Source organism: Salinivibrio sharmensis (assembly GCF_001995985.1).
GTDB classification, from domain to species: domain Bacteria; phylum Pseudomonadota; class Gammaproteobacteria; order Enterobacterales; family Vibrionaceae; genus Salinivibrio; species Salinivibrio sharmensis.
The window spans coordinates 55,792-79,962 of the sequence record NZ_MUFC01000004.1 but is presented as its reverse complement, the minus strand read 5'-3'; the positions used below and the strand labels follow the sequence as shown (position 1 = coordinate 79,962).

Genomic DNA, 24,171 nt, shown 5'->3' with positions numbered 1-24,171 from the left:
ATGACTAGCTACCAATGGCAATATCGTCTAGTGCTTTGAGAACTTGTCCATCGAGATGGCCCTCAAACACGCGCTGACAGACTTTACGTCGTACGGCTAGGCCAGATATCAGCTTTTCGATAGAAAGGTGTCTGTCATGCTGTTGTTGATTATAAAACTCGATAGTGCGGCTAAGTGTTTCGTAAGAGACCACTTGCTCACCCACGCGCAACCAATCAAGCTTTTCTAAATATCCCTGACATTCTTCGGTAATCACGGATGAAGGATGGCCTGTCATCGCCGACAGCGCGGTAATGCTGCGTTGCAACGCCTCCTCAGACGTATACTTTGAGAGCACAATGGTCAGTTCATCGGCATTAATCTCAACCAAGTGCTTGCGTTGTTTCACACGACGCCCTAAGCGGCCACTGCTCTTCTCTTTGCGCTGAATCGGTTCAAATTCACCATCAATGATCCCGGAAAGCTGATCAAGGTCTTGACTCGGTAAGATCTCGTTTCGCAATGGGTTGGGCATGGTGGGGGCCAACGAGCGTTTGCCCTCGTTATACATTTTGGCACGAGAGTAGCGGATCACTTCGTCGACGTTACATTTGATATCCATGCGATAGTCAGGATACTTTTTCTCTTCATCTTCGCGCGTTAACGTTAAGTGATACCCCCACAAGTTTACCGCAAAGACAGACTCTGTCACCTTCCCTTCCGCCAGCTTTCTGAGCTCCCGGGTCAAATCACTGGAAAAACGGCGCCATTCGATGTTACGGGCCATTTTCTGGTTGAGCTCGCTAAGCAGCATGGTATCTTCGAGTCGACGCGACATACGGCTTCTGAAGAGCGAGTAGAGTTGAAATACCAAGGTATGCTGACGCAATATTTCTGGTGGAAATAAAAAGAAGTAATCACGCGTCATCAACTCTTCAAAGAACGAAGGCTCCCATACCAAGATGTAAAGGTTGGGCTTGATCCTGACCTCACCGTCTTCACCCTCTTTGGGCGCTTCCTCTGAAGCGGTAATGGTTCTGGCTAAGAACCGGAATCGGTCGCTTTTGAACCCTTCTGGCATGTTTTCACTCAGCCAACGACCTGTCAGTTCATGAAGCTGAAAGTCAGTAAACTCGATTCTATCAATGCTCTCGCGGATGGCATCACGCGCAGGACCACTGTCTTTTTTACCCCGTAACTGCAGGATATCAGTGATATAGATCGGTGTTTTGTTGCCTATAGATTGGGTCTGTAACTCGTAATTGGGTAAATGATGATCATGATACTGCACCGTGAGGGTGAACAGGGCGAACAGTGTCATCAGATCATCAACCGTCATGATCGACTTGGCCGAGCGCGTTTCAATGATCGCCTTAGTGCCACTGATCGCCACCATCGACTTCTGATAACCCTTTTTGGTTCGCGGTGGAGCAAGCGCTTGATCAATGATCCCAGCCCAACTGGTCGGTGAGACCAAAATCTGATCTTTTTCACCAGGCATCATCGGAGGGGTGCCTAGTCCATGCTCACTGAGCAATTGTCGATTAACTTGCGTTTGCGCTAACGCTTTCGACCGTTTTTGCTTTACGGCATCGCGACTTTTTTCTGTCATCAAGCCTGCGCTGCCGAGTGATGAAATCAATCGGCTGGGATTAACAAACTGATGCAGCATGGTTTTGCCTGCGAGTCCTTCTTCAAACCGCACGGGTTGTTGAATGAACAGTCCTAACTGGACAGCGGCACGGAGTCGTTGTTGGATGGCTGCGCGTGTGAGTTGGCCGTCTGTTGCGTCAACCAATTCTGTGGTGGAGACATACCCGTCTTGAGAGGCAAATCCGCGTACTGAAATTAAGTTCAGTAGCTCTAGAATACTTTTGGTGACCCCTTTAAAGTGCTCATACTGTGCAAGCCAATCAATCAACTGATCGTGTACGGCAAACAAATGCCCGTCTTTGTGGGATCGAGGGGCTTTTATCAAGATTTTTTCGGGTTTACTGGCACTCATGTCAGCTTAAATCCTTTGTCACGGGCATACTCAACGCGCATTTTTTCAAAATTGAGGTGACGGAAACCGTAAATCGATCACTCTTCCAGGGAAAGACTAATAAAAAAAGACCCAAAAAGAAAGATCTTTTTTATTGCGCTTTTTAACTGATCTTTATGATTATTCTGATCTAATTTGATGATCTGATCTTATGATCCAAGCGGCTAGATTGTTATAACGCCATGATTTTTATGAAGTATAATTTCAGTCCTCTCGAAAGCATGATCACCAATGTCTTGGAGACATGATCAACATCATGCACCAACGATGATCAAGTGAGGCCTGCATCAATGATCAACACCTTACCGCATTAATGATCAGATAATAACTGAAACGATGATCAAGCGTGATGCACATCTTATCCACAGTTATAGGATGTCGCTGGTGATGACGTTATTGGATTTGGTGTTTAATCGGGCTCATGAGGGTTAGGAACAATGATCAAGACAGTGCTTTTTTTGCCGATCTGATGAAAAAGCGTACACGTTGCCGATAAGGCTAGCGGCTATTTCACTCTCATCCTCCAAATCGAGATGACATTGACAGTATAACTGCCATAGGGTTGTATGTGTCCGGTTATTGGAACAATGATCATGAACGAGATCGTGCTGTTCGATCATCTTAATGTAAACCGTTGTTTAATCCACGTGACACGGATGGAATACTAGGATCCTTCTCGATCCCTTGTTACACCTGACGTTATCCGTAATTTGGCGGTTTAACTATATCGTTCCGAACAACGGCACAGGGTGGCGCCCTTTACAGCCAATCTTGATCATTGTTCCGTAATATACAGAGACACATTGCGCTGATTTGCCGATGATTTAACCCATAATTCCGCTTGATCATGCTTCCTCAACGGCGCTTTTACTCTCGAAAGCATGATCAAGTATTAGTGTCCATTAAGGTCGAACACCTTGATCATCGTTACAGGAAAAATGATCAAAACCGCGGTAAGCCATCGCGTGAGTGGCAAATGGATGAGATTGTTAACCGCTCTCCCCTCTTAAGGGGTAAGGGGCAATAAGTTCGGTTCAACGATCGGATACCGTAAATTAGCCATTCAAAGATAGGCTTCCGACTTTCTCAACTGTTTACATTGTAAATAAGTGACGCTGTGACATTTTAAATGTGAGGAATTTGTCGCATGTTTTGTCGAGGTGAATTTAAACAACTATTGGTCGGTCTTTTCATCAATCATCCATAATAACAATTGTGAGCAGGATCTTTATTTGATTGGCTTTTGTTCACCTTTTTATTGTTTTGAATGGAATGTGCTGTACAATCGGCAATTATTTCTCGTGAAGGCGAAAAAGAATATGGATAGGGAAAAGACGATTGAAAACCTTCGCAATATCGCCGCGCAGACGAAACAGGTTCAGTCTGATCGTGTAGAGATTGTGATGGAAGAACGCCACGACCAGCTCTTTCCACCGATGTCAAAAGCATTAATGGAAACGCGTTCGGGATTAACGCGGCGAAAGCTCGATGAAGCGATCTCTCGCATGGAGCAAGAGGGGCACCAGTTTACTAAAAACAATGCTAACCATTATTCGATTACACTCGATGAGGCGCACCAAATCATGGATGCGGCGAACGTGCCGACTTTCCATGAGCGTAAAGGAAAAACCCATAAGCCTTGGGTGGTAAATATCCAGAACCAGAAGGGCGGTACGGGTAAGTCCATGAGTGCAGTGCACTTAGCGGCCTGTATGGCCCTCAATTTGGAAAAGCGTTATCGCATTTGCTTAATCGACTTGGATCCACAAGGCTCATTGCGACTGTTCCTCAACCCACAAATTAGTTTGACCGAACAAGAGGGGATATACTCCGCTGTTGACGTCATGCTGGATAATACGCCCCAGCCAGCAGACAAAGATTTCATGATGCGTAATGTCCTACTGCCGACACAGTATCCAAACTTAAAAACCATGGCGGCCTTCCCAGAAGATGCGATGTTTAATGCTGAGGCGTGGCAAGCATTAGCGACTAGCCAGTCTCTGAATGTGGTTGAGTTGCTGCAAGAAAAAGTCATCGACCCAATCAGTGATGAGTTTGACATTATCATGATAGATACAGGCCCACATATCGATCCGCTGGTGTGGAATGCGATGTACGCCTCGAACTCGTTAGTGATCCCTTGTGCGGCAAAACGCTTGGACTGGGCCTCGACGGTGAATTTTTTCCAACATCTGCCACAAGTCTATGAGATGTTCCCAGAAGACTGGCATGGCCTTGAATTTGTGCGTTTAATGCCGACTATGTTTGAAGATGACAATAAAAAACAGATTTCGGTCTTGACGGAAATGAATTATCTTTTGGGTGAACAAGTCATGATGGCGACCATTCCAAGAAGTCGCGCGTTTGAGACCTGTGCCGATACCTACAGCACAGTGTTTGATCTTACCTCACAAGATTTTGAAGGCGGTAAGAAGACCTTGTCGACAGCCCAAGAAGCCGTCCATCGTGTCGGTTTAGAACTAGAGCGTGTGCTGCACAGCCACTGGTCCCAGCTCAATCAGGAGTAATCACAAGAAATGGCCATTAAGACCTCTGATTTAAATGCGCGTTTGTTTGCCAAAGCAGACAAGCGACGAGCAACGACAACGCAAGAAGCTCAGAGTGCAGCGAGTGAAAAAGCGGCAGTCATTGAACTTGCGGTCGCCGGTGAACACACGGTTGAATTTGAGCTGGTAAAAGTCCCTGCCAGTGAGATCCGTGATAAAACGACTGTTTTTGATAAGAATGCGCGAGAGCAGTCATTTCTGAATGAACTCGCGTTATCCGATATTTTGGTAACGTTAAAAGCACACGGCCAGCAGTACCCTGCTGTGGGTCGTTGGCTTGACGATGGTCGTATTGAAGTCCTCGACGGCAGCCGACGACGCATGTCGTGTCTGATTGCAGAACAAGATTTCTTAGTATACGTGGCGAAAGGCATTAGTACTCGTCATGCTAAATTCTTGTCCGATGTCGCCAATGCCCACAAACCATTATCCCTTTATGAACGCGGTAAAGAGATGCAGGCAATGTTAGATAGTGGCGAAGTGAGTGATCAAAAAGCATTGGCGAGTGCGTGTCAGTGCAGTGAAGCTTTGGTCAGTGGCGCCTTAAAAGCCGCGGCCCTGCCCTTACCGCTATTGCAGGCCTACCCGAGTGTGTCTGAGTTGGGACGGCCGACCATTGTGAAGTTGCATCGCTTGTATTTTGGCCTTGATGCGTCCCAGCAACAAAAGCTGGTTGCCAAGCTTGGTGACACGCCTTTATGGCAACAGGTAGAGGCGCAAGGGGTGACGCGTATTACGCGAGAAGTCACCCAGTTGATTGAGCAGTTTAAAGATGAACTTGTCGAGCCGACATCCAGTGAAAAAGAGCAAGCGCAAACACTGCTTGAAGGGCGCGCGTCATACCGACGTAAAGGCAACAGTTTGAATATTAACCTTAAGAAAGTCAGTGACGAAGACGCGGAGCGTATTTTAGCGCTGATTAAACAAACACTCGATAGCTAACTTCTTTGCCGAAATCGAGACAGTAAAAACGACATGCCTAGCGTGTCGTTTTTTTTTGCGTGTTATCATCTCCTATCCGCTTGGTAAAAGCCTTATGGAAACATGATGACATTACCCACATTGGAAGACTTTTTTGAGCCGCTGATCTTACGTGCAGTGCATTACTCCCACCGTCAACTGGTTTGTGTCGATCAGGAATTGGCGACTGTATTGGCCGGCTTTGATGAGACTCAGCCCCCGCTGATTGTGGGAAACACTGAATATGGTTTGAGTTGGCGCCAAGCACGTCAAAAGTTGGGACAAGAATGTGGTCATATCGTGGTGGAGGTGAATGCGCAGTTTAATGCGGAAGCCTTTTGCGCCATAGTGGGTTGTTGCCGCGCGGGTGCGCTCATTGTGCTCCGAATTGCCACCCACGATAACGAAATGCCTCCGTCCGTACAACGCCTTCTTCGCTGTTTGAGTGAAGATGATAGCGTCGCATTTAATTGTCATTGGCTGCATCGTTTACCTCAACAACGTCCAGCGAAACATCAAACGCATTCAGTGACTCAGGCAGATGCGATTGCTGCCGTGGAAAAAGTCGTGACTGGACATCGGCGCCGTCCCCTGCTGCTAACCGCTGACCGCGGTCGGGGGAAATCAGCCGCATTAGGGATGGCCGCGGCTAACTTGATGATGAAAAAGCCAAGACGCATCATTGTGTCATCGCCTTCTCCTGCCCATGCATCAACGCTTTTTCATCATCTGAAAGCCACCCTTCAGGTCGATGATGCTGGCCAAAATATCGACTATCAAGGAAGCCAGATACGCTTTATTGCCCCTGATGCGCTGCTGCAAGACACGCCAGCAGCAGACTTGTTATTGGTTGATGAAGCGGCGGCGATCCCACTTCCGATAATCAGCCAATGGCTGAATCAATACAGTCGCGTTGCGATTGCAACAACCGAGCATGGCTATGAAGGGACAGGACGTGCTTTTACGCTCCGACTCAAGCAAATGTTGGATGTTGAGCAGCCGCAATGGCGCACATTAAAGCTCACGGCGCCTATGCGATGGGCTGATGATGATCCGGTTGAGCGCACCTTGAACGCCCTCTTTTTACTGAATAGCGACGACTTGGCCAACGATCAGGCCGATATGCTCGAAGCCGGAAGGGTGAACGATATGGTGATTGAGCCGCTTAGCCGTCAACAGTTGTATCGAGATGAGGCGTGTTTACGGCAGCTATTCACATTACTGATCGCGGCCCATTATCAAACATCGCCTAACGATTTAGGCCGTCTTCTAGACGATGACACCGTCTTAATCTTTGCCGGCTGGCTCAATAATGAATTGGTTGCCGCGTGTGTGGTGAGCCAAGAAGGAGGAATAGATTGGCAAACTTGCCACGCGGTGGTCGCAGGGCAACGCCGGATAAAAGGGCATCTGTTTAGTCAATCGGTTGCCGCACATTTAGGGCTCGCGGAGGTTCTGAACGACAGGATCTGGCGAGTCCAACGCATTGCTGTGTCTGAGCCTTATCGACAACAAGGTGTCGGTCAACGGTTGCTCGCGACCGTGAATAAACACGCGGCTGAAGCGTCAGTGGTCGGGGTCGGGGTTAGCTTCGGTGCAACCGCAGTGCTGACGCCGTTTTGGTTTAAGCAAGGATTTAAGCCGGTTAAATTGGGATTAAAACGCGATCAAGCCAGCGGGTGCTATTCGCTACAAATGCTTAAGCCTATCCAGCCTTTAAGATGGTGTGATCAGGCGTTACGCTTATTTAGGCAAAACCTTCCCATTCAGATGCTCACTAGCCATCAAAGGATGGAAACTGACATCGCTGCCTCTATTATTGCAGGGTTACCAACTGCACCGCTATCGGAGGAAGTAAGACAACAAATTGATGGTTTTGTCGCCGGTGGTGTAGGGGTCGATGCTGCCCTCTCAAGCTTACAGGCTTGGTTATATCATCATATCGGTCACTATGGGGAACAGGGTGAAAATGCCACATTACCCATTTTGGTTAGCCGCATTTTATTAGGATTACCTTGGTCTATTGTTTGCACTAGGTATCGACTGGCAGGAAAGAGAGACGCGGAATCTCGGATAAGAGATTATGTTCAAACGCACATGACGACATGATCTGTTTACACTGTAAACTGAACACGTGCCAGTGGCTTGGTTTACAGTGTAAACCCTGTCGCTTGTTACGCTTATTTACACTGTAAATTGTTCTACTAGCCTCACTATGGTGGTCGTGCAGAGGGCCAATGATTTAATCCTATCCTGGTCACGTTTTTATCAGTGATCCTGCTCCCATGCGAGATAAACCTGTATAATTTATTATAAATGAGACAATTGCGCGCACTTGCATAGGATCTGGGCTAATCTAAGCTAAGCAGTGACGACAGTCGAGTGCAAGGTTCCACAAGATGATGGAATAAGCGCATTACCAAGTGGTTTACCTGGCTAATAAAGCCGCCACAAGGAACAGATAGGCAGGAAGCGAGATGCTAGACGATATCCTCCGCGTCTCTCAGGATGGTCAGCGTGTATATTTATCGGCAGGGAAAGCCGAGCATACAAATGGCCAACCGATAGAGAAAAAACAAATTAAGGACTGGTTGGTGAGCAACCAAGTCGAAGGCTTTTTTTGTTTTGATGATACGATAGAGTCAGCATTAACCAAGTTAAATTCCTCACCGGATGACACTGAGCCGGAAGACTTCATTATTGCTGAACGCCGCGATGCAACCATCGAATCGCGTATCGCTGATGATAAAATGACGGCCTATTTGGTCGTTAACGGCGCGTGTGGTGGACGTGGGTTGAAAGCCGATGACATTCTCTCTACGTTGCGTGAGGCCAATATTGTTCGAGGGATAAAAAAGCCGACCCTACAAAAACTTCTCTCCGCATCAGGAAAGCTCAAACCTGGTGAATACCTTGATGTCCCCGTCGCATTCGGTCGACAGCCTATCGCGGGCGAAGATGCCCACCTTGTCTATCTTATTGAAGATCCTGCCGAGCGTGTTCGCCGTCCCAAACAGCGTGAGGATGGAACCGTTGACATGCGTGATTTGGGTGAAATGGTGATGGTTAAGCAAGGACAGCCTTTAGCTAAACTGATCCCTGAAACATCGGGCTATGAGGGCTTTACTGTGACTGGGTCGGTGTTATCGACATCTCCCGGTAAGCCAATGACATTGACCGCGCACCCAGGCAGTGAGTTAAGTAATAAAGACCCTAATATTCTAGTGGCGACCATGGCTGGGATCCCACGGTTACAAAAAGACGGCGTGGCGGTCGATGATGCATTGAGCTTAGATGCGGTTGATGTCGGCACCGGGCATGTCAACTTTGAAGGCAGTGTGGTGATTAAAGGTGATGTTGAAGTGGGTATGAAGGTCACAGCATCGGGAACGGTCACGGTCGGCGGTGTGGTGGAATCGGCGACCATCACCGCCGGCGCAGACATTATTGTCCAAAATGGGATCATTGGTCGACAAGTCGCAGCAGACTCTGACATCAATTGCACCTTGGTTGCGGAGGGCAATATCGTTGCTAAGTTCGCGCAATATGCCACGCTCTGTGCCAATCAAAACCTAGAACTTACCTTGCATGCGATGCATTGCAAAACCCATGTGGGACAGTCAATCGTCATCAGTGATGCCACCAAGCGCAAAGGCACATTGGCGGGCGGTAAGCATGAAGTGGGCGAAAAAGTACAGGCGGTGATTATCGGTGCTAGCGCAGGAGCGCATACGTATATACATTGTTTTCCGCGTCTGCCGATACTTAAACGGGAACTCGTCAATTTAAACAAGAGCTGGGAAGAGAAAAGTGCCCAATTGGATAAGATCCAGGCGGCAGAGAAAAAACTTGAATCGGTTCCAGAAGAGAAGCGCGACGCGGCCATGGTGGAGAGAATAAGCTCGACACGCGACCACCTTTCTACCGCGCTAAGTGAAATAGAAGCCTTGGTGGAAGAAACAGGTGCAGCAATAGAAAGCGGATACCAGACGGCCAGCATCATTGCGACTAAGTCGCTACTGAGTCGAGTCCATTGCACTATTGGCGAAGAAAAGCACCTGGTTCACTCAGAGCACGGTCCATCACATTTGTTTTATGATAATGCCGCGATTGAATTGAAGCCGTATCAAGCCAATAGTTAATGTTGGTTTACAGTGTAAACTGTTAGCCAACCTTACGGATTTTCCCTCTTTTAGAGCTTGGAGCTCTGCCCTTCGGTCCATCTGCGACCACACATCCTTCCGGTAGATATGACGTGATTGCCAAAGTGTGCCCCAAAACCAGTGGCCCTCATCCTTCACTTGTGCTTTTGGCGCGCGTTCATCAAAGCGATGTAATCAAGGTGCTCATCTCGGGGCAAGCTCGCGCGAGATTTATCACGTATCGCCATCTGACCCCCATCGGGTGTTTCATTTCCTTCAAGCTTACTCTATGGTGCTGATTTTTTGCAGACTTTCTCACTCTCTGAGTGGGCCAGCGCGAAGAGAATATAGACCGCTCACGTTGCCAAGCCGGAGAAATGAAAAGCGTTGAGGTCATTGATCCCAGTTTCTGTCGCCACGGTAATAAATTGCACTTGTGTATCGATAGGTACCTGCGCAAAATAGCTGAAAATAAACGAATTGGAGAAAGCAATGGAGTTGTCAGATATTCGAAGAGAATACACCCAGGGGGGATTACGTCGTGACGATTTACCCGACGCGCCCATGGATCTATTTGGCCAGTGGTTGCAACAAGCTATCGACACACAAGTGCCCGACCCAACCGCGATGACGGTGGCCACGGTCGATGAGCATGGACAACCTTTCCAGCGTATCGTTTTATTAAAAGACTTTAACCAAGACGGGTTTGTTTTTTACACCAATTTGGGAAGTCGCAAAGCGCTACATTTGAAAAAAAACAGCAAGATTAGTTTGCACTTTCCTTGGCATTTTATCGAGCGGCAAGTTCATATTACGGGTGAGGCGGAGCCTCTGAGTAAAAAAGAGGTATTTAAGTATTTCACTTCTCGCCCTAAAGAAAGCCAGATCGCGGCATGGGCGAGCAAACAAAGCGAACGCTTATCAGCCCGCTCGGCGTTAGAAGGTAAATTTTTAGAGCTGAAAAAGCAGTTCGAGAAAGGAGAAGTGCCTGTCCCTACATTCTGGGGGGGTTATCGAATCAAGCCCCAAAGCATTGAGTTTTGGCAAGGCGGCGAGCACCGCCTACACGATCGTTTCTTATATCAGCGCCAAGAAGGTGACCACTGGGCGATTGAGCGCCTAGCGCCGTAATCAGACGCCATCTTGATGATAACGACGAGGGCCGTCTCTGAGCCCTCATCAAGCAGAATTGACAGCGAGTGGCGAACGGTTGAGTTTGGGGGCTGTTTGGTTAATCTCGCAGCACCACAGACAATTGTTGGGTTAATAAGCTTTCGGGTATCGCGGAGCCAAACCCTTGCGCGAGCGCATGCTCTAACAAACCAGCTTTGGAGTCGACATCGAACTTTTCGCGTAAATGCGCAAAGTGGTTCTCGATGGTTTTGACGGATACTGACAATGTCTGCGCGATCAATTGCGGTTTCTTGCCATGCAGATGAAGAAAAAGTACCTCCCGCTCTCGTGACGTCAGGTGCACCTGAGCTTCACCATGATGATGATCGGAGAACGCCTGTTCAGGGTGTGTGACGGCACGGCACACCCAATGCCCCACCTCTAAAATGGCGGTATCACTGAGCTCCTGACCACAGAACATGACCCCACAAATATACCCCTTTTCATTGAACCAAGGCGTTTTGGTAAACAGGTGCGCATGCCAACGGCCATTGGCATAAGGATGAATATCGAGCACGCGGAGTCGCTTGCCTGTTTTCATCACATATTGGTCTTGCGCTTGAAATTGATCAGCGCAACGCGTGGTGGGGCAGGGCATATCATGATCGGTTTTGCCTATGCAGTCTTGCGGTTGTGTGAGGCCCATGAGACGGCAGTATTCACTATTGGCGTAGACAAACACCGATTGTGTATCTTTGCAGCCCCAGCAGCCAGGTAATTGCTCTAACATAGACAGAGCAGGGGGAACGTGACTCATATTGCTTACCCATTCATTGTTATTATTATTGGACGCAAGCGCCCATCAAGATATAGAAAAACGGACAAGCTATTGGAGCATAAAAAAAAGCCGGCATAAAGCCGGCAAAGACAAGATTTCCCTTTCAGGACATATCCTGTACGACGTGTAGAAGAGGTTGTCGAGATACCGAGCGGATGTCTGAGGGTAAGTGACGACGCTGGTATCTGACTGCACCTAACAGCGTTAGGAACTGCTATAAACGCATTCATCGGGACAAATCGCGTTTACAGGATTTACTATATCTAGAAGACTAGACGTTGGGTAGGGGGGATTTGACCTATTGACATTGAATAAAGCAACTTAATATAAAGATTGTTGGTTTTCGCTCGCTCAAGCAGGCTTGATCTTATCTAGGTTGTGTCGATGTCTAGGGTCAACAGCATCAAGACAAAATGGCTTGCTCCTCAAACAAAAAACGCCGCTACGAATAGCGGCGTTTGTTTCTACCATGGTGACGAAGTGTGACGAGATTAAGGGGTTTTGATATCTCGCACCACGCGGAACCCAAGGTAGTTAGCGCTGGTGTTCTCTCCTAACTCCAAACGCTCGGAAACGCGCGAGCGTTGAGGTGAAAAGTTCCACGCACCGCCACGAGCGACAGGTGTATCATTGCTCACCCACTCCCAAACATTCCCCGCGGTATCATAAACACCGAATGGGTTAGGCGGAAAGCTTTTAACTGGCGAGGTGCGGTCGTTTGACCATACCGTGCCGCTCCAGCCTGTATTGGCGTTGCCGACACCGATTTCATTGCCCCACCAGTAATCGCTTTCCGTGCCACCACGGGCGGCAACTTCCCATTCAACATCGTTTGGAAGCGCGTAGCGCTGCCCCGTTTGTTGGCTTAGCCACTTGGTATAAGCCTCGGCATCATCTTTATTCACACAAACGACCGGAGAATCGGCCGCTTGATCAAAGCCGGGTTGACGCCAATCTGTCTCTAGGCTTTGGTTGATCTCGCCATTCACCAGCATATTGCAGCCATTGCCTTGTTCGGCCGCGGTGACATAACCGGAGGCTGTCACAAAGGCGTCAAACTGCTCCACCGTGACGGGGGTTGCACCCATCGCAAATGATTGCTGAATAGCCACATTTTCACGTGCATCTGGCCCTACTTTGTATTCGCCAGCGCCGATCACCACCATTTGCGGTGCTTCGAGATTATTGGCAACAGGGTCAGTGAACTTTTTACCTGGGCTTGGCGGCTGATTAGGCTGCTCTTTCAGTTTGGCCCACACCACTTGATCTTTACCGAGATAGACCTCGCGATCATAAGGCACAAAACCAGGTTTAGTGACCGTTAAGTCATGGTTACCCACGGGTAGCATGAGCTCTACAGGCGTACTGCCGTATGACACATCATTAATGGTCACACTGTCATCGTAACGGTTAGACCGTATCGTCACGTTAACCCAGCGTTTCGCCTGCTGTTTACGATTGGCTTGCTGCTGCGCTTGGGTGGTTTCAACACAGTATCTGTCTTCAAGATCGAGCAGTCGACATGCCGCCGTTTTATCAGGACGGCTTACCAGCTCGGCTTTAATACGTGTTGTGTAGTCCATGCCACCGGTAAAGCCTGCGTCAACGACTTCACTGTTAGTGACGTGGATATTAAACGCGACTTTATCGATGTTTTGCTTCACTGCATTGGATTCGGTGACAAAGTCCGTTACCTGGCCTCGGAAGTCACGAATCGCTTTTTGCATAGTCAGCGTCTCACCTTGGTTCGCGCACGCCGACAAGGTCATGTTGGGCGAACAGGTCAAGCTATGGACAACTTCAATAGTGTCTTTTTGGGTGAGCTCTTTACGTAGACGTTCCGCGCGTGCTTCGCGCATGGCCTCATGTAAATTCTCAAGGGTTGTTGCCAATAGCGCTTGTTCTCGTTCAAGTTTCGCCAGTCGTTTCTTCTGCTCGATAATGGCGGACTCGTTGGCAGCTTGTTTTTGCTGGTGGCTATTCACCTGCTGCCATGCTTGTTGGTAGGCCTGCTGATACGGGCTGATATCTGTGCTCGGATCGGCAATTAAATCCTGAAATTTCGCATCCAGCTCTGCTTTAGCATTACTGCGTTTGCGTTTCAGGTTACTCAGTTCATCTTCTAACGTCGCGCGCTTGACCAAAAGGTCATCCAATTTCGCCTGCTGCAGAGCCAGTTCATCGTTTCGAGCCTCCAACGTATCTTCTTTATCGCGGAGTTTCTCAACCAACTCACTGACCGGATCGAGATTATCAGCGGAAGACGCGTTTTCAGCGAACGCCAACTCGGTTAGCAGTAGGGGAGGGAGCGCTAAGCATAACGCTTTTATATATTTCGTTGTCATAGTTCCCTTGCTTACGCATGTCGCAATAATAATACCTATGTCCAAAAAGTAGACTATCACGGAAACCCGCGTTGCCACGCAAACCGTGCTAATTATTTGACGGCAGTCAGCATTCTGCGACGTGATCGGTGCAACTGTGCTAATGGTTTTTATGTTTATGCGAGATTACCTTAAGCGGTGGCTTGCTTCAAATAAGATTGCGTGAAGACACGATAAAACGGAAGAATGATCAAGGTGTTGATCCCCTTTGATCGCCTCGAAACAATGATCAAGTCAGTGAGGCTTTCATCGAATAAGGTTTAAATGTTTGAATTTTATATTTTTTATCTATTTTTGTGGTGGTTTTTTTATCGCGTTACATCCGACTTTCATCCGATCAACAAGAAATACATGAGGGATCCTTYGCATTTTTAGCGTCAAAATGACAGAGGCCGTAAAAAATGCACTACTTGATCATTGTTCCGTAAAGTTGAGAATAAGCACATAGAATCCAGTCGCACATGGGTGATAGGCGTGCCAGAATGATGAAAAAGGCACTTGAATGTTTGGCGGCAAACCCGTAATCCGCACCAAGAGGGATAGCCATGGTGGTGAAAACACCCAAAGTCTCTGAAGTGATCGCCTTGCCTCGGCAACAGCTTCACCATAGCCATGAGTACAAGCAGGTTGTGATTGGTCTGCAAGGGCAAACGGAATTCGATGTTGATGGGCGTGGCAGTCTGGTTGGCCCAGGCCAAGGCTGTTTGGTGGAGGAATCACACGAGCATGCATTTACCGGGGTTGGACGTAATGAAATTCTGGTGATTAATCTTCCATACCAAGAGTGGGTGGGGCATGCGTCCATGCATGACAACATTGCGCGTTTGTTTAGTCGCGAGCCTTACTTCCAACTCGACACTCACGCGCAAATGCTGATCAAGGCGCTGACTGCAGAGATGATCGCCAACCCGTCTGATTTGCTGCTTAGCCGCGCCTGTGCGGATACCCTGATGTGCGTGTTACATCGTCATTTTCGCGATCATGTGTCACCACGACGTGATGGCCACCGATTAAACATGGATATTATTGACCGTTATATTCATCAGCATATTAGCCGCAAGATCACGGTGGCGCAGTTAGCGGGCAGTGTTTTTCTGGCTGAAAGCCAATTCCACCAGCTGTTTAAGGAGCAGGTGGGCACCACGCCGCATCAATATGTGCTTGAAAAACGCTTTGCCTTAGCCAAACAATTGATTAAAGAAAGTGAATTGACCATGGCACAAATTGCCGATAGCTGCGGTTTCTCTAGCCAAAGCGGTTTCACCAACGCATTTTCTCGCTATTTTGGCCTCTCTCCTGCCAAATTTAAGGGCTCCGTTTAGGTCACATCAGGTGCGGTTTTACCGCGTTTTGCATCAATAATATGCACTTTATTTGTTATATCGTTATAGCGATCGACAGCTTTATTTGTTAATCATCGGAGGATTTTGCAATAATGCCGGTGTATTTTGTAAGACCCTACTGATAGACCACGCATAGAATCGATCGCAAAGTAACAATGACGTAACATTTTCCTGCCCGAGTTTGGGAGGACGTGAGTGAGGATACCACTATGTTTAAAGCCATCGATGCTATGCAGCCCTCGTTTATCGAGCGCCCATTAGCGCAGATCTGGTCTGAAATCTCGCCGCTGTATTGCGTTGACGAAAGCCTATGGCTTCAACAGTTGATTCCCTTAGCGGAAGCTTCTGACAGCGAGCGCGAGCAAACACGTCGTCAAGCCACGCAGTTAATTGAGCAGGTGCGGGCCGATAAAAAAGCCGTTCAAATGATTGATGCGCTTTTGCTGGAATACAGTCTGGATACCCGCGAAGGGATTTTGTTGATGTGTCTGGCTGAAGCGCTGATGCGCATCCCTGATTCGCACACCGCCGATGCACTTATCCGCGATAAACTGAGTGTTGCAGACTGGAAAGCTCATTTGCGCCATTCCGATTCCCTGTTTGTTAATGCCTCAACGTGGGGGCTGATGCTCACTGGAAAAGTGGTGACATTGGATGAGAGTACCGAAGGGAAACCGGCCTCTGTCATTAACCATCTTGTTAACAAAATGTCCGAGCCAGTGATTCGCCAAGCCATGCACCAGGCGATGAAAATCATGGGCCACCAGTTCGTACTGGGTCGTGATATTGATGAGGCGCAAAAAAACGGTGAGGGCCCACGTAATAACGGCTTTACCTACTCATTCGATATGTTAGGGGAAGCGGCACTCACTCAAGAAGATGCTAAGGCCTACTTAGCGGACTACTTACAAGCGATTGAATCTGTAGGAGACGCTAAATCGAGTTATCAAGGCCCATCGCCATCGGTCTCTATCAAGCTGTCGGCTTTGCATCCGCGCTATGAAGCGGCTAACTACGATCGCATGATGGATGAAATGTTCGATACTGTGCTGGTGCTGCTTAAGCGCGCCCGCGAAAAAGATGTCGCGATCACCATCGATGCCGAAGAGGCTGATCGTCTTGAGCTGTCACTGGCACTGTTTGAGAAGCTTTATCGCGATCCTGTGGTTAAAGGTTGGGGGAAATTCGGGCTGGTGGTGCAAGCCTATTCAAAACGCGCGCTCCCTGTGATTACTTGGTTAGCGGCGTTAGCGAAAGAGCAAGGCGATGTGATCCCAATGCGCTTGGTAAAAGGGGCGTACTGGGATAGCGAGATTAAACTGTGCCAGCAAGGTGGGCACCATGGTTATCCGGTATTCACCCGTAAAGAGGCTACTGATGTCTCGTATCTCGCCTGCGCGCGTTTTCTGTTGAGCGAGCATGTCCGCGGCCTCATCTATCCGCAATTTGCCAGTCATAACGCCCATACCATCGCCGCGATAGCCTCGATGGCAACTCACCAAGATTTTGAATTCCAGCGCCTTCATGGCATGGGTGATGCGCTTTATAACCATGCAAAAGCCTTGTTTAACACCGAGGTGCGCATTTATGCCCCAGTGGGCAGCCATAAAGACTTGCTCCCTTATTTGGTTCGTCGCTTACTGGAAAATGGCGCAAACAGCTCTTTTGTTCACCGCTTGGTCGACGCGCGTTGCCCGATTGATGATCTTATCGCCGACCCTGTCGATACATTGCGCGCTAACCCAACACTGCATAACGATCGTATCCCCCTGCCGTTAGATATCTTTGGCCCCTCACGTAAGAACTCTCAAGGTGTGGCTACTGATATCGATTCTGAATGGCAGCCATTCACTGCAAGCGTTGCGCCTTTTATGGGCGCGCACCAATGGCAGGCCGGCCCCATTGTCAATGGCCAACGTCTGGCTGGTGACACGCATCCTATCGCTGCGCCTTATGATCGTGAGGAGCCTGTCGGCCAAGTTGACTGGGCGACGTCTGATCAGGTGAATAATGCACTCGATATTGCCGCGAATGCCTACCCAGAGTGGTCGAAAACCGCAGTCAGTGAGCGTGGTAAGTACTTACTTGACCTTGCTGATAAACTTGAAGCGAATTTAGGTGAGTTGGTAGCGATTTGTCATCGCGAAGCCGGAAAAACGATTCATGACAGCATTGATGAAGTGCGTGAAGCGGTCGACTTTTTGCGTTACTACCCCGAGCAGGCCAAAGCGTTGCAGGGCGAGCCGCTTTCATACACAGGCTTTGATGGCCAGATGCAGTCCGTGAGCTATCAAGGTCGTGGCGTATTTACCTGTATTAGCCCGTGGAACTTCCCATTGGCTATCTTCTTGGGGCAAGTCAGCGCGGCGCTGGTGGCCGGTAATACCGTGGTGGCAAAACCGGCAGAGCAAACTTCCATTATCGCTTATCGCGCGATTGAGTTGCTACTTGAAACCGGGATCCCGTCAGGGGTTATCCAACTGCTTCCAGGCAGCGGGCCTGTGGTGGGGGCGCCATTAACCGAAGACAGCCGCATTGCCGGTGTGGCGTTTACGGGGTCTACCCCGACCGCACAACGTATTACACGTACGTTAGCCGAGCGCGACGCTGATCCTGTGCCTGTGGTGGCAGAAACCGGCGGACAAAACGCCATGCTAGTAGACAGTACCGCGTTACCCGAGCAGGTAGTGCGTGATGTATTGCGCTCAGCGTTTGCGTCCGCGGGTCAGCGTTGTTCAGCCCTGCGTGTTCTATACATTCAAGAGGATATTGCAGACCGTGTAATTAGCTTGATTAAAGGCGCGATGGCGGAGCTGTCGGTGGGGCGACCAGAGCGGCTGTCCACCGATGTGGGACCGGTGATTGATCAAACCGCCAAAGACAAATTGCTCGCTCACATCGAACAAATGAAGCGCAGTGGCAAGCTGGTGACCCAGGTACCGCTCTCGTCTGAGTGTGATAAAGGCACCTTTGTCCCGCCAACGGCCTTTGAAATTCGCAGCATTGACCAGTTGAGCGAAGAGCACTTTGGCCCGATTTTGCACATTGTTCGTTATCACGCCAACGAGCTCGACAAAGTGATTGACGATATCAACCGCATCGGCTTTGGCTTGACCATGGGTGTGCATAGCCGTAATGAAACCACATGTGCACACATTGAGCACCGAGCGCGCGTGGGTAACTGCTATGTAAACCGCGATCAGGTAGGTGCCGTGGTAGGGGTTCAGCCGTTTGGTGGCCGTGGCCTATCAGGCACCGGCCCGAAAGCGGGCGGACCACATTATCTCTACCGCTTTACACAAGCGTCAGTAAACGTTCAATAAGCCGGTTGGTATCAAGATCAGGAGAAGCGTGATGGAGCAATTAAATAACGTTTTAGAGCAGTGTGACGCGGTATGGGAAGACTGGAACGATCAAACCGTTGCTGGCCGCATCACTTTATTACAGCGGTGGTCGGAGACTGTTGCGGCACGGGGTGATAACTTTGCCAAAGCGGCGAACATGATCCGTTTTCAGTGCGATAGCGCAGACCGACTGCTCAACAAAGTACATGAATTACCAGGACCAACAGGGGAGACTAACGAGCTCTATACGGCAGGACGTGGCACCGTCGCAGTGACGGGAGATGCATTGCTCACGCCTATTGCTTTATGTGGCCAGTTAGCCGCTGCGTTGGTAGCCGGTAATTGTGTGGTAGTGAGTGTTGAGGGCACTCACGCTGATATGGTCGACGCTGTACTGGCCGACCTCGTGAAAGCTGGATGCCCAGATCGTGTGGCCGTGCGCGTGAGTATTGATGCGCTCAACGATCTCTTGGTTCATCCACACATCGTCGGGTTGGCAACGACAGGGGAAGACGCACACGTGCGACACGTCAACCGCCAACTCGCGCAACGTAAGGGTGTGATTGCCACACTGGTTGCGGAAACTGACACGGCTCATTATCCCGTGATTGGTTCGCCCGACTATGTGTTGCGTTTTGTGACCGAATGCACCCGAACCATAAATATCACTGCTGTAGGTGGTAATGCCACGCTTCTGGAACTCGGCAGTGGTGAACATTAACTTTCCAGAAATGGCCCCGATTGGGGCCATGTAATTGAGGGACAGATATGATAGACAATAGCTATGCCATCAGTGCAACCTTTCTGGCATATCTCATCATGATGCTTGCCATTGGTGTATATGCCTACAAACGCACATCCAACTCCGAAGACTACTTCCTCGGGGGGCGTTCGTTAGGCCCATGGCCTGCTGCCTTGTCAGCGGGTGCATCAGATATGAGTGGTTGGTTGCTGCTTGGCCTTCCTGGCTATGCCTACGCTGCGGGAATGGAATCACTTTGGTTAGCAGGCGGTTTGCTGTTAGGCACTTACCTGAACTGGTTAATTTGTGCCAAACGCCTGCGTACATACAGTATTGAAGCAGATAACGCATTGACGTTACCGGAGTTTTTTGCCCGCCGTTTTGAAGATAAATCAAAACTGCTGCAAACCATCTCTGCTTTCTTCATTTTGCTTTTCTTCCTTTTCTACACCAGCTCCGGCTTGGTTGCAGGCGGTAAACTCTTCACCACGGTGTTTGGGTTTGATTACACCACCGCGGTGGTCATTGGCACCATCTGTGTCGTGTCTTATACCTTGTTCGGTGGCTTCTTGGCGGTATCTTGGACTGACTTGGTACAAGGCTTGTTGATGGCAGCAGCCCTGTTGATTGTGCCTTTCGTGATCATGGACGGAAGCATCTTTAAACTCGGCAGCGATGTTGCAGCGATTAACCCCGAGCTGATGACGCTTTGGCGTGATGTTGAGGGCGAGCCACTATCTTGGATCGGCATTGTCTCGCTGGCAGCATGGGGGCTAGGTTACTTTGGCCAGCCACATATCTTGGCGCGTTTCCAAGCGACCCGTTCAAACAAAGACATTACCACCGCGCGCCGTATTGCCGTTGGTTGGTCTGCGCTATCAATGTTTGGTGCGGTGCTTATCGGGCTGGTGGGTATTTTGTACGTACAAAATGACATGACCGGTGACCTGAAGGATGGCGAGAAAATCTTCATGCTTCTCGTAAACGCGGCATTCCACCCTGTCATCGCGGGTATCCTGCTTGCCGCCATTTTGGCCGCGATCATGAGTACTGCGGATTCACAGCTACTGGTATCCTCGTCTGCGCTGGCGGAAGATTTTTACAAACAAGTGTTCCGTCCTGATGCCTCTACGCAAGAAGTGGTAATGGTTGGTCGCGGTGCGGTAATTTTGCTCTCGGCGATCGCACTCGGCTTAGCGATGGATCCAGAAAGCTCAGTCCTTGGCCTGGTGTCTTATGCATGGGCGGGCTTTGGGGCTGCTTTTGGCCCAGCACTGCTGCTCAGTCTGTTCTGGCGTGACATGAACCGTAACGGTGCACTGACGGCGATTTTGGTCGGCGGCGTGACAGTTGTGGTATGGAAACAGCTTTCAGGCGGCATTTTCGATTTGTATGAAATTGTTCCTGGCTTTATCTTTGCGGGATTGGGCGCCATTTTGGTGAGTAAAGCAACCGGTGGCCCGAGCGAGTCGGTATCAAAGCAATATGAGTCTTATGAAAAGAGCTTAGAAACCATGGCCTAAGCCTTGGCCATAAAGCCTCTATTCAAAACATCGTATAAAGGAGCGCATTCGCGCTCCTTTTTTCTTTGATGGTTCACTCAGGATGACTAAGACTCGTATCCGCTACGTTGACGCACACAGTTCCGGCCGTCACGCTTGGCACGATACAAGGCTTGGTCAGCTTGTTTTAGCCCATCAACATAGTCGGTAGCCTGGTGGTTGCCAGCGATACCAATACTGACGGTGACTTGCAACGAAGGCGCGATATCGTCAAGAGTTAACGCGGCGATACGACGGCGTAATCCATCAAAGTAGCTATACCCATCGGCCGGTGTCCCCGCATACAGTAACGTAAACTCCTCGCCGCCCCAGCGGGCGATATGACTTAACTGCTCGCGTTCTTTATCTAAAAAGCTTCCGATACGTTGGATAATCTGATCGCCCACCAGGTGTGAATGCTGATCGTTAATACGCTTAAAATGATCAATATCTAAAATGGCTACTTGCAAGGGCTGGCCTGACTGATTGGCTTCATCAAAGGCTAGGTGCCAGTACTCATCAAAGGCGCGACGGTTAGCCAGACCGGTTAATGCATCCTCTTTCGACATACGTTCAAAGTCGTCAGCTTGTGCTTGCAGGGCTTGCGTCTTTTCTTTTACCAAGGCTTTTAACTGTGCTTCTTTTTGTTGCATACGGCGGATCCGCCACATAAAGGCGCCGTAGGCGAGGGTGACTAAAGCCAAGAACCCTAGCGCACGTATATCTGATCGTTGCCATAGTGAGGGTGTCACCGTAAAACGATAGGTGAGAATATCGTTGCTCCAATCGCTATATGGGTAGCGAGCACTCACTTTAAAGGTGTAATCACCGGGTGGTAAGTTGGTATATTCGGCAATATGGCTTTCGTGGCGATAGGCCCATTCAGACTCAAAACCCTCCAGCTGTGTGCGGTATTGAATTTGCTCTGGCATGGTATAGCCGAGGGCGGCGTAAGAGAATGACACGCGATTGGTACCTGCAGGTGCGGTGTTACTTGCTTCAGGGTTAATCGCTTTGCCATCAAATCGCACTTGTTGCATCACAATCGGTAACGGCTGACTAAGTAATTGCGATAGCCGGGTCGGCTTTACGCTAGTCACCCCTTTGGCGGTGGCGAAGATAATATCCCCCTGTGCGGTTTTGGTCGCGGCAGGGTTTGAGCCGCCGTTAGCTTGGCTGTTCATCATGCCATCGCTTTGGTCATAGTGCTCAAAATCAATACGCACGCGGGTGTTATCCGCCACTTGATGCGCATGTTCATAGTTAATGCGCCAGATCCCACGGTTACTGGACAACCAAAAGCTCTGGTCATCGCCTTTGATAATTTGAAAGAATTTATCAATCGGTAGGCCATGTGGTCGGCCAACTAAAGCGAGTTGGCTATCAGATTGCCGATAACGGACAATACCTCGATCAGTGGCCATCCATACGTAGCCAGGCTCGTGAAAAAAGCCAAAAACATACTGCGCTTGCTCTTGCTCGGTGAAATCGAGCGGCGTGATGGTCTCTTTGAGCAGATACCCGGCTCCGCTGCCAGTGCCTATCCATAGCTTGCCCGTTTCATCGAACGTTAACGACATAATATAGTTGCCGAGTAGGGCACTATTTTGACTATTGTAGTATGCACGCTTTTGATAAATGGTTGACGAGTGCGCGGGTTGATTGCTTGGGAGAGACGAAAACGTGACCAAGCCACGTGGTGTGCCCACCCATAATGCACCATCACGTTCGACAATCGCCCTGACTTCATTATCAGGCAATTGAGCGTTCACTGTTTTGGCGGGAGTGAGCGCGCCTTGGTGCCAGTAGTAGAGGCCTTGTTGGTAGGTACCCACCCACAGTCCGCCTTGTACTCGAGGCGCGAGACTGAGCACCGATATATCGCCGGCCAACACCTTAGCGTTACCTTGTTCAATATCGATTTGACTTAATCCCTCACTGGCCCCCACCCATACTGTATTGTCGCCGCTCGCAAGGACTGTGCGTACATAGTCACCGGCTAGCCCATTATCTTTTGTCAGTGTGACAAACGGTGCGTATCGAAGCCGCATTGCCCCGCCATTAGTCCCTATCCAAATACTACCCTCATTGTCTTCAAACCAGGATAATATCCGGTTGTTGGGCAGGCCGCGGTGATCGTCAAGAAAATCGATATGTTGGTCTTTCATGTGAGCAATACCGTGGCTAAGGGTTCCGAACCAATAGGCACCACGGCTGTCTTGTTCAACCATGGTAATCGCTTGGTGGAGTAGCTCACTCGCCAGTGGTGTCCAGCGACTGTTTTTATAGCGCCAAGCGCCATTTTCGGAGCCGACTAGGAGGCTGCCATCTTGACCACTTGAGACATAAAAGGCTTTGCGAAACAGGTTGTGAAAAGAGAGAGGCGTCGCGCCGTTTTGTAAAGACAGTTGATAGACCCCTTTTTCGGTGGCCGCATAGACTTGTCCATCGGCGGTTTGGGTCAGGTGATAGCTACTGAGGGTATCGATAAATGTCCGTGGGGTGGGATCGGGTTGCGAGAGCTGTTCAGGGGCGTAGTAAGCAATCCCCATTCCCTCTACTGCTAACCACAAGCCACCTGTCTGGTCATGGAGCGCATCATTAATGAGGCTGGGGGCTGTGGGAAGACCCTGCCACGAAAAGCCTTGGCGCATCACTAAGCTGCCTCGTGCCCCCCCGGCATAAAGTTGATTGTCAGGCCCTGTCGCCAGGGCGCGCGTCCCTGAATCTTTCATTTGTGTGTCAGGGCCGCGGTCAAAGCGCACAAACTCTAAACCGTTATAACGTGCTACGCCCTCCCAGGTGGCAAACCACAAATAGCCATCAGAGGTTTGGGCGATGGCATTAATGCTGTTATGCGGCAACCCGTTAGATGATGTCCAGGTTTCAATAAAATAATCAGACAATTGGTTATCCTTGGCATAACTGGGAGTGATATGCCCTGCTAAACCTAACCAACAAAAAAGCGTAATACACACGAGACGTCGGCCTAGTTGTGGGGAAATATGTCTCAGCGTGTTCCTTAAGTGCATCTTTTGTTCTTTGCTCCGATTATAAGTAGACTGGCGATTCTATCTTAATCACTGTTTATTTCTTGGACATTATGGTCAGGTTTTGGCAGCAAATTGAGAAAGATCACACTAGCGGCACAAACCTGACGCAGACCTGACAGCC

General features: G+C 49.4%; 13 protein-coding genes. 9 read left to right on the top strand and 4 right to left on the bottom strand.

From position 1 onward, the window contains the following. Nucleotides 1–4: 4 nt before the first annotated feature. Nucleotides 5–1,984 (bottom strand): replication initiator protein RctB domain-containing protein, encoded by a 1,980-nt coding sequence (locus BZG74_RS05290; RefSeq protein WP_077771662.1) that lies wholly within the window; start codon nucleotides 1,982–1,984, stop codon nucleotides 5–7. Between the two features lie 1,358 nt (nucleotides 1,985–3,342). On the opposite strand from BZG74_RS05290, the gene BZG74_RS05285 reads away from it, so the two are divergent. From BZG74_RS05285 to pdxH, 5 genes are all read left to right on the top strand, one after another. Continuing rightward, nucleotides 3,343–4,551, top strand: a complete 1,209-nt coding sequence (locus BZG74_RS05285) for a ParA family protein (RefSeq protein ID WP_077771661.1) — start codon at nucleotides 3,343–3,345, stop codon at nucleotides 4,549–4,551. 9 nt (nucleotides 4,552–4,560) lie between these two features. After that, a complete protein-coding gene (locus BZG74_RS05280; RefSeq protein WP_077771660.1) occupies nucleotides 4,561–5,532 on the top strand; it encodes a ParB/RepB/Spo0J family partition protein in 972 nt (323 codons plus the stop codon). 105 nt (nucleotides 5,533–5,637) lie between these two features. Then, complete coding sequence (locus BZG74_RS05275; protein WP_162274001.1) at nucleotides 5,638–7,659, top strand: GNAT family N-acetyltransferase; 2,022 nt, start codon at nucleotides 5,638–5,640, stop codon at nucleotides 7,657–7,659. A 368-nt stretch (nucleotides 7,660–8,027) separates the two neighbouring features. After that, nucleotides 8,028–9,692 carry a DUF342 domain-containing protein gene (locus tag BZG74_RS05270; protein WP_077771658.1) on the top strand — a complete coding sequence of 555 codons (1,665 nt, stop codon included), beginning with the start codon at nucleotides 8,028–8,030 and terminating at the stop codon, nucleotides 9,690–9,692. A 492-nt stretch (nucleotides 9,693–10,184) separates the two neighbouring features. Next, nucleotides 10,185–10,823 (top strand): pyridoxamine 5'-phosphate oxidase, encoded by a 639-nt coding sequence (pdxH, locus tag BZG74_RS05265; RefSeq protein WP_077771657.1) that lies wholly within the window; start codon nucleotides 10,185–10,187, stop codon nucleotides 10,821–10,823. Nucleotides 10,824–10,923: 100 nt separating this feature from the next. Here the strand turns inward: pdxH and BZG74_RS05260 are convergent, their stop codons facing one another. After that, a complete protein-coding gene (locus BZG74_RS05260) occupies nucleotides 10,924–11,622 on the bottom strand; it encodes a helix-turn-helix transcriptional regulator (RefSeq protein ID WP_077771656.1) in 699 nt (232 codons plus the stop codon). 512 nt (nucleotides 11,623–12,134) lie between these two features. Continuing rightward, entirely contained in the window at nucleotides 12,135–13,988 is a 1,854-nt protein-coding gene (locus BZG74_RS05255; RefSeq protein ID WP_077771655.1) for an SUMF1/EgtB/PvdO family nonheme iron enzyme, read from the bottom strand. 584 nt (nucleotides 13,989–14,572) lie between these two features. On the opposite strand from BZG74_RS05255, the gene BZG74_RS05250 reads away from it, so the two are divergent. The 4 genes from BZG74_RS05250 to putP all read left to right on the top strand — a co-directional run bounded on the left by BZG74_RS05250 (nucleotide 14,573) and on the right by putP (nucleotide 20,979). Further along, complete coding sequence (locus BZG74_RS05250; protein ID WP_077771654.1) at nucleotides 14,573–15,349, top strand: helix-turn-helix transcriptional regulator; 777 nt, start codon at nucleotides 14,573–14,575, stop codon at nucleotides 15,347–15,349. 230 nt (nucleotides 15,350–15,579) lie between these two features. Continuing rightward, complete coding sequence (gene putA, locus BZG74_RS05245; RefSeq protein ID WP_077771653.1) at nucleotides 15,580–18,693, top strand: bifunctional proline dehydrogenase/L-glutamate gamma-semialdehyde dehydrogenase PutA; 3,114 nt, start codon at nucleotides 15,580–15,582, stop codon at nucleotides 18,691–18,693. Nucleotides 18,694–18,724: 31 nt separating this feature from the next. Beyond that, nucleotides 18,725–19,435 (top strand): aldehyde dehydrogenase family protein, encoded by a 711-nt coding sequence (locus BZG74_RS05240; protein WP_077771652.1) that lies wholly within the window; start codon nucleotides 18,725–18,727, stop codon nucleotides 19,433–19,435. A gap of 47 nt (nucleotides 19,436–19,482) precedes the next feature. Further along, nucleotides 19,483–20,979, top strand: coding sequence for a sodium/proline symporter PutP (gene putP / locus BZG74_RS05235; RefSeq protein WP_077771651.1), 1,497 nt, complete (start codon nucleotides 19,483–19,485; stop codon nucleotides 20,977–20,979). A gap of 86 nt (nucleotides 20,980–21,065) precedes the next feature. Here the strand turns inward: putP and BZG74_RS05230 are convergent, their stop codons facing one another. Further along, nucleotides 21,066–23,903, bottom strand: a complete 2,838-nt coding sequence (locus BZG74_RS05230; protein ID WP_162274000.1) for a ligand-binding sensor domain-containing diguanylate cyclase — start codon at nucleotides 23,901–23,903, stop codon at nucleotides 21,066–21,068. Between the last annotated feature and the right edge of the window lie 268 nt (nucleotides 23,904–24,171).